Origin of the sequence: Hymenobacter profundi (assembly GCF_019334315.1) — a bacterium.
Taxonomy (GTDB): Bacteria; Bacteroidota; Bacteroidia; order Cytophagales; family Hymenobacteraceae; genus Hymenobacter; species Hymenobacter profundi.
The window spans coordinates 24,216-31,748 of sequence record NZ_JAHWGL010000057.1 but is presented as its reverse complement, the minus strand read 5'-3'; the positions used below and the strand labels follow the sequence as shown (position 1 = coordinate 31,748).

Here is a 7,533-nt window from a genome sequence, read left to right as displayed (position 1 = left end):
TCCAACTACTAAAGACAACTTTTTTTTCAGTGTCCTCGTAGCAGCTGCTTCCGGTGGAAGCGGGGTGCAAAAGTAAGCAGCTTGCTTGAAATTGCAAGCATCCAGCAAAAACTTTTTTTTTACCTGGACCGCTCTTCGCCATAGGCCAAGAGACCTGCTGCTTGATTCAACCGCACCGCGTTTCGGTTTGGGAGTGCAAAAGTGCGGCTTGCTCCGCAACTTTCCAAATACTAGCCTACACTTTTTTCAATGTAAGAACTATGATTGGTTTCATCGCGCTGATTAGTAACTCATTACTATACCTCAATAGTTCATCATGCTTCTGTTTTTTCAATTACCCTTGAAGAAATTAGTGAAAACAGGCTTAAACAAGCGAGGGCGTTGCGTATCGTATGAGTAAATTGTTTGACCTAACTGTTGTAAGAAAGGCAAACCAATAGAGGCATATTCGTACGTACCGTCGTTTAAAACGCCATTTTTGTTTACATATAGGATAGCGCTGAGCATAAACTCGGTTTGCTGTGTTGTATCTATAAAGTAGGCGACATCGGCGAGATACCCGTGTGACATGCCTACTACATTGTAGATGCGCAGACTAGATTGGCTAGGAATACTTCCTCGGCGGCCATAGAAAAGATACTTCTTATAAGAGTCGAAAAACCCAGAAGCCGCGTATGGTTTGTAGCGAGAACCGTGGGGGGTACTATATAGATAGTGTCGAAGAAACGCGTAATCATTGGGCGTTAGCATGAAGCGTTGGGGTGCGGGCATCGCTTCAGGGAATAGAACAGTCTTCAGTATGGTAGTGGCATCTTGTAAGGATAAGTAATTGGCAGTGGTGAAATCGTAGGGATGCTGGATGAGACGGCCGCCACTCCGATACGCTCGACCTTTGTTGATACGCCCTAGTGGAGAGGAATAGGAAAGAGGATTTGCAGCGGCTGGTTGATGATAGATGATCTGATTCGTGGCCGCGCTGTAAAAATCAATAGGATTGGTGTGACGGTTAGCGGCCGTATCGCACGGGGCAAAACGGCGGGTGATGCGGACAGATGGGTAGCCCAATTGCCAGAGTCGCTCATTAAGCTGTTGCTGTCCTATAAATTCATAGAGCCGATTATAAGCTTTGTTATCGCTGACCAACAGCATGCGCTTTATATAATTGCCTACTGTGTTTACCTGGTCAGAGTCGGCGGAGGGGTGGTAGGGGGCTGCTGTTTGGCAACGGTAGGCTACGCCAGTTGCCATTGGGCTGCGGCGCGTGAGGCCCGGTTGGTGTAGGCGGTTGATCTTTTCGAGGGCCAGCGCAGCGGTTGGTAGCTTTACTAGGCTGGCAGGATTGAAATACTGCTTGTCGTTTAGACGAAAAGTATGCTGTGTGAAATGGGGCTGATTTTGACTGTCGCGGTCAATTTGGGTATATAATATCTGTACCTCATACGTACTGGCGTGTTGGAGCACAGGCTGCAACAGCGGGTTGGTGCGTAGCAGACTATCCAGCAAAGGACTATCGGCAGACGATGAACGGGTGGATGACGGAGCAATTTGTATTGGCTTAGCCCCTACCCTACCCTCAGAGCCGCTGACGATCAACAGAACCATCAGTAAGCAGACGCAACTGCTATGTAGTGCAATGTTGTTGATCGTATTCATTCGAAGTTATTCTGTGACGGCGGTATGCCGCCGGGCCAATAGCAAGTTGGAATCGTTTTGCCGCCAATTGTAGCCGGTTCCAAAGGGCAGCGGGCGCGGGGCATGCAACGAATCGGTATAGGCCGCCGTCAACTCGGGTTGATAATGCCGTGCAAATAGATTGATGGGGCGCTTATAGGTGCCGTAGTAGGTGAACTGCCACTCCGCGGGGCGGAAATATTTCATGGCAATACCTGAGTCGTCTTGCAGCACAACGTTGCTGCGCGTCAAGATCAGGTTGCGCACTTTGCTGAAGTAGGCTTTGTGCATGAGGTAGGTAGCCGATTTTACATAGGTGGTCAACGGCCCGAGGCTGCGCACGTATTGTAGCGCCGCGGCTTTAGTAGTCCCTAGCTTCCAGTCGCTAAGATCAGCTGAGAAGTAGTAGACTTGCTGTTCCTGCCCCGTTTTATTGCGCATTGTCAACTCGACGCCGGGAATAATTTTGGGGCCAGGGTGATGAATGGTGGCCGTATCTGCTTCTGTCAGCTGCCCTTGAGTATCGAGCTGCACATAGCGCACTTGCTCTACAAGATGTCCAGTGCGCGTAGCAAAGAGTAACAGCAACGGTAAGGCGCCATCCAATTCCACTGATTTCAGATTAACAGCCATATCGTTAGTCCGGAAGAAGCTGAAGTTCAGCACAGACCAGAGCGAGGCTTTAATGGCTGGAAACAGCGTGGGATTTTCGAGGGTAGCGCGTGCAGGTACGGTGCCAACTGGTTCCAAGCCTATCAACACGTATTTCTGGCTGCTGGGAAACACCGTGACGACGTTGAGCAGATCGGGGCCGCTGAATGGGTAGAAAATAGTGGCGCTATGTTGACGAATGGAATCTAGCTCAGTGGCTGCCCATTGCTGAATCTTTTCGGTTCGGGTTTGATGATACCTGGCCCAGCTTTGCGCTTGGTTGGCTGCAAATGCCTGCCAAGCCGGTTGAACCGTGAGGGGGTATAGGTCGCTATTCCGGCTAACGCGCTGACCAGCGAGGTAGGCCGCCACGTTTTGCACAGAGGTAGTATCGGTGGCCGGTGGCGGGGTAGGAGCAGCGGCAACCGTATCGGAGACGGGAGGCGGCGCGGCAACAGTGGGTGTCGCTGGTTGCTCAGGGGTAGAAGTTTTTTGTTCGGAACACGCTGCTGTTACTAAAAAGCAAAAGGGCGTTATGAAGCGAAGGAAGCGAATACGCATGGAGTATTGCATAGGAAACGAAACTCTGGCTATACTAATAACAGGCAAGTTATTCGCCTCGACTGACTTTAAGTAGGCGAATTATAGATGTTGCTTGCGTTACTTAGTAGTTAGCAGTTTTACTCATCAAACAGTCGTTGTAGACTGACGACGGCTGAGGAAATATATCCCTACTCCGCCTAGGAGCGTTAGGAGGCCATAGAGCGACTCGGTTGGTTGGTCGCGCAGCAAGTAGAATAGCGTCCAGCCGCTGAGGAGTAGAAAGAGTAGCGGCGTGAAGGGGTAGCCCCAGGCTCGGTACGGTCGTGGCAGATGTGGCTGTCGCCAGCGCAGCACAAATAGCCCTAGTACCGTGAGGAACGTAAATAGGTTGAGCACGAATCCGGCATAGACCAATACCTGTTGGAAGCTGGATGCCAGAATGAACAATAAGGTAAGTCCCGTTTGCAGCAGCATAGCCCGCACCGGCACGCCAGCGTTGCTTACTACTGCCAGGCTACGCAGCCCCGACAAATCCTCTCCCATTACCTGCACAATGCGCGGTCCGGCAAAAATCATGGAGCTGATGGTGGAAATCAGCAACACGGCAATCAAGCCTCCCATAAACCGGCCACCAGTGGAACCGAAAAGTTGGTTGGCTACTACGAAGCCTACCTCTACCTGCCCTTTCAGCTTGGTGAGTGGCGCGGCGTAGAGAAACACGAAATTCAGTCCTATATATAAGAGTAGCACGATGCTAGTGCCCGTCAGCAAGATGCGGGGCAGGTTGCGTTGTGGTTCTGCTACCTCCCCGGCCAAATATACGGCAGCGTTCCAGCCAGAATAAGCGTACGACACATAGATAAGCGACACGGCAAATGCCGGACTCAGCAGTAGATGCCAGTCGCCGGGCTGCGGAATGAAGCGGATGGGCTGCGGCACTGCCACCGCTACCCCTACTCCAATGAAGGCTACGAGCACCATTACCTTCACCACCGTTACGAAAACTTGCAACCGACTGCCCGCCCGCGTGCTAGTAGCATGCACCGCCGTAAGCAGCAACACAACCATGATGGACAACACCTTGGGCTCTATACCAGGCCATACATTGGCGGCATAGCTGCCCAAGGCCATAGCAGCCAAGGCAGTAGGTGCCGCAAAGCCTACCGTAGCCGACACCCATCCCGACAGAAACCCCACGACCGGATGGTAGATCTGGGATAAATAGTGATACTCGCCACCCGAGCGGGGTAGGGCGGCAGCTAACTCGCCGTAGCTCAGTGCCCCACACAGCGCAATCAACCCGCCCACGGCCCACAGCGCCAAAAGCACGAAGCCGCTCTGGATGTCTACCACCTGAAATCCCAGACTCGTGAAAACGCCCGTGCCTACCATATTGGCTACCACAATGGCGACACCGGTAGTGAAGTTGATTTTGTAGGTGGATACGGGAGAAGTCATTAGTAGAATATTCAACCTAAAGATGCAGAATTAAAAAGCCCGCGCTGTCGGGCAAGACAGGCGGGCTTGTAGGAGTAGGCGCAGTGAAAGGCAGACGCTGTGACTTAAGCCACCACTTTCGGACGCTTGTAGAGAGGCACAGTGCTGCACGGCTCGCCGTACATAATGCTGCTGGCCACCGGCAACAGTCGCTGCATAATGGCCACATAGGCATAGGTAGGCACTTCTTTTTCGCCGCAGCCTTTAATTACCAGCTTGGCGTCGCGGTAGTCCTCGGGGTTGACGGCGGCAATAGCTTCCTGAAAAAGTGACTGTTCCAGCGCAGCCAGGTCACCGAACACGTAGCGGTGGGCGTGGCCTTGCAGTTTCGCGGCCAGCACCATATAAGCCCAGGTAGGCACAATGGCATCGGCAGAGCAAATAATGGCCACGTTCTTTCCATCAAACTGCGACCAGTCGTGGTTCTTGACGAACTCGCGAAAGTCTTTCTCGCGCAGTATCAGACCGTGGAACAGGTTGTCTTTGATATCGTAGACCACCCGCTCGCCGGGGTGCAGCAACTCTTCCAGATTGAAGGTAACCAAGCCACTCTGGGCCACGCGGTTAATGATTTCTTCCATGCTAGTGCGTCAGAGCTACACTCTGGGTTTGGGCGTTGTGGTATAAACTTCTTTGAGATAAAACGGCTCGTAGTAGGCTACGTCCCGAAATTCCTGCCGCTGGTAAGCCTCGTATGCCAGCGCCCCCACCGCAATAGCCGACGGCTGCACGCCGGTCAGAAACCGCACTTGAGGGCTGGCAGCTACTAGAGGTTGGAATTTATTGGCCCCGCTACCAAAACATAACAACCGGTGGTGGGCTAATTGTTCGGCAAAACTATGCTCATCCAAGATGAGGGGGGTAGGCGCCAGCACCGTTTCGGCCGCGTGGGTGTAGAGGGCCGTGTATACTTCCATACGACGGGCATCCAGCATGGGGCAGAACAAGTAACGCTCGGGCTGTGCCGTGGTAGCGGCCACCTGCACGGCCAAGGCTTGCAAGGTACTTACGGCCAGCAAGGGGATATCCAACGCAAAGCACAGTCCTTTGGCGGCAGCTGCCCCAATACGTAAGCCAGTATAAGAACCAGGACCATCGGAAACAGCCACGGCGGCGAGGTCGCGCAAGGAGTGGCCGGTGTTTTCAAGAAGCTGATGGGTCAGGACGCTTACGTGCGAGGAGTGCGACTTCTCCAGTCGAAGTTCCGACTGGCCTACCAGCTCACCAGCACGGTGCAGGGCCACAGAACAAATAGGCGAAGAGGTTTCGAGGGAGAGAATAAGCGCAGACATAGTGCAAAGGTAGGGAGATGGCCGGGTTGGTTGTGCTACTCAGAACCAAGTTGGTTTAGCCGCAGGCTAGAGTTGCCTTTCTATTACCTCAAGCAAACGCTTATAAACAAGTAGCCCCGCTACCTGCATCATTGGCAAGTGGCGGGGCTACTCGTTTCTATTATCGACCTACTTTCCGCTTTTCTTGGCGTCGGGACGGGTTTTGCTTTCCGGGGTGCCGGGTTTCAGCAAGGCCTGGTAGCGGGGCTGGTCGTTGAGGACGTTCATTGCCATCAGAATATCGGGGTCGTCGTCGAAGGTGGCTTCAATCTGACCTTTCTGGAAGTAGTAGCGCGACACGATTTCCTGCTCCAACATCTCCTTGATTTCGGGCTTGAAGCGTACTAAATCATTGGCTTTGTTGGTGGATACCTTCTTGCGCATACCTTCCAGCTCAGCTTTTATATCCTCGTAGTGCTTCTCGGCCTTGGCTTGCTTAGTGAGGGTAGCTAGGCTTTTCTCCATGTCGGTAGAATAATTGATATCCTTGCCTGACACGTACTGCACAAACTTCTGGTAGTCGGCCTCCGAAATTTTGAATTGCCGGGCCGCAGCAATGGTCGGGTGTTCGGAGCGGTAGCGCGTGGCGTAGTCAAAGAGGTAGCCTTTCTGAATCAGCACCCGCGAAATGTCGGCGAGGGGTTTTTCCTCCACAGCCACGTCGGGGGCTACGCCACCGCCGTCGTACACCACGCGGCCGGCCTGGGTTTTGAACGCCGTGCGCAACGAATCGGGCACCTTGCCCAGCGTACCATCATCGGCGCGGTGCGAGTAGTCGATTTCCTGAATGCAACGGCCGCTGGGAATGTAGTATTTGGCCGTCGTCACTTTCAGCTGCGAGTTGTAGCTGAGCGGCCGTGTGGCTTGCACCAGCCCTTTGCCAAACGTGCGCTCCCCAACCAGCACGGCACGGTCGTAGTCCTGCAACGTACCTGATACAATTTCCGAAGCCGAAGCCGAACGGTTGCTCGTGATGACTACAATCGGAATTTGCGTATCGAGCGGCTGGTCCAGCGCTTTGTAGGTTTTGTTCCAGTCGGTCACCTTGCCTTTGGTGCTCACGATATCGAGGCCGCGGTCCACGAACAGGTTCGAGATGTTCACCGCTTCATTAAGCAGGCCACCGGGGTTGTCGCGAATATCAAACACGATTTTCTTGGCGCCCATTTCCTTGAGCTTGGTCACGGCTGTGCGCACCTCGCGGCTGGCATCCACGGTGAAGCCAGAAAGCTGGAAGTAACCGATATCATTGGAAATCATACCATAATACGGCACGTTCTCCACCTGAATCCGGTCGCGGGTGATGCTGATTTCGGCAGGCTGCTCCTGCCCGTAACGCGTCACTATCAGCTTCACTATTGATTGCGCCTGACCTTTCAGCAGCTTGCTTATATCAGCATTTGACTTTTTATCGACGTTCACGCCGTTAATAGTCAGGATTTCGTCACCGGGTAGGAGGCCAGCTTTCTGAGCCGGGTAGCCCTCGTATGCAGCCTGCACCACGGTTTTGCCGTTGCGCTTCGCCACAATGGCTCCAATGCCGCCATACTGCCCGCTCACCATCGTCCGGAAGTCCTCGATATCATCCTCCGGAATATAATTGGTGTACGGGTCCAACGACTTGAGCATGGCGTCGATACCCGTTTTCACCACTTTCGAGGGCGTAATCTCGTCCACGTAGTAGGTGTTTACCTCCTTGAACAACGTGGCGAAGATGTCTAGGTTCTTGGCTATCTCGAAGTAGCGCTCATTGTCTGGGGCACGAAAAGCAACCAGCGATAGGGCACCGCTCAGGGCTAGGCCCGCAATATATCGTTTGCGCATAGGGTAGGTAACAGCG

At 53.3% G+C, this 7,533-nt stretch carries 6 protein-coding genes; all 6 read right to left on the bottom strand.

From position 1 onward, the window contains the following. Positions 1-330: 330 nt before the first annotated feature. The 6 genes from KYK14_RS13680 to KYK14_RS13655 all read right to left on the bottom strand — a co-directional run bounded on the left by KYK14_RS13680 (position 331) and on the right by KYK14_RS13655 (position 7,517). On the bottom strand, positions 331-1,653 hold the full coding sequence (locus KYK14_RS13680) for a serine hydrolase (RefSeq protein ID WP_219159546.1): 1,323 nt from the start codon (positions 1,651-1,653) through the stop codon (positions 331-333). Between the two features lie 6 nt (positions 1,654-1,659). Continuing rightward, a complete protein-coding gene (locus KYK14_RS13675; RefSeq protein ID WP_219159544.1) occupies positions 1,660-2,895 on the bottom strand; it encodes a hypothetical protein in 1,236 nt (411 codons plus the stop codon). 114 nt (positions 2,896-3,009) lie between these two features. Then, positions 3,010-4,323, bottom strand: coding sequence for an APC family permease (locus tag KYK14_RS13670; RefSeq protein ID WP_208306859.1), 1,314 nt, complete (start codon positions 4,321-4,323; stop codon positions 3,010-3,012). Positions 4,324-4,427: 104 nt separating this feature from the next. Beyond that, on the bottom strand, positions 4,428-4,943 hold the full coding sequence (locus tag KYK14_RS13665) for a DUF2480 family protein (RefSeq protein ID WP_185282389.1): 516 nt from the start codon (positions 4,941-4,943) through the stop codon (positions 4,428-4,430). A gap of 15 nt (positions 4,944-4,958) precedes the next feature. Beyond that, positions 4,959-5,654 (bottom strand): tRNA (adenosine(37)-N6)-threonylcarbamoyltransferase complex dimerization subunit type 1 TsaB, encoded by a 696-nt coding sequence (gene tsaB / locus KYK14_RS13660; RefSeq protein WP_208306860.1) that lies wholly within the window; start codon positions 5,652-5,654, stop codon positions 4,959-4,961. A gap of 168 nt (positions 5,655-5,822) precedes the next feature. After that, on the bottom strand, positions 5,823-7,517 hold the full coding sequence (locus KYK14_RS13655; RefSeq protein WP_219159542.1) for a S41 family peptidase: 1,695 nt from the start codon (positions 7,515-7,517) through the stop codon (positions 5,823-5,825). Positions 7,518-7,533: the final 16 nt, after the last annotated feature.